Genomic DNA, 598 nt, shown 5'->3' on the forward strand with positions numbered 1-598 from the left:
GGAGGGCGGGGCCACCACCACGACGCTGAGCACGTCGGCGACGGCCGCGGTCACGGTGAGCCACTGGTCGCCGGGGTGCGGCACCAGGACGAGCCGTTCGAGGTCGATGCCGAACCGGCCGGCCGCCTCGGCGCCGAAGTCGGGCATCCCGACGACCCCGCACCACGCGCCGGCGGCGCTCGGGCCGGCGAGCAGCGCCATCAGCAGGGTCGTGGAGCCGTGCACCGCGTAGGCCGCGCCGGCCTTGAGCGCGCCGCCCGGCAGCAGCGGGGCGAGCGCGGGGTGCGTCTCCAGCGTGCGGCTCTCGAGCTTGGTGGCCTGCATCTGCCGGATGCGCGTCTGCAGCTCGTGCACCTGCGCCCGGTCGGCGACCGGTGCGGAGGGGGCTGCGACTGCGAGGGACACCCTCCTATTTTCGAACATATGTTCGAGTCGCGCAAATGCATTTTCGGGCGTTGACGCACCGGGCGACCATGGTACGTCACCCCGCCGACACCCACCTCCCCGTCCGAAGATTTGCGCCACATCGCGGTTCTGGCACCCGCAAAACCACGATTTGGCGCAAATCGTGGCCGGGGGTGAGGGGGCGAGGCGAGGC

General features: G+C 72.1%; 1 pseudogene. It reads right to left on the bottom strand.

Going from position 1 to position 598, the window contains the following annotated elements:
• Positions 1 to 405, bottom strand: a pseudogene (locus ACR9ZG_RS18920) (hypothetical protein); the annotation flags it as partial.
• Positions 406 to 598: the final 193 nt, after the last annotated feature.

The organism is Leifsonia sp. KNZ12-8B, assembly GCF_056755495.1.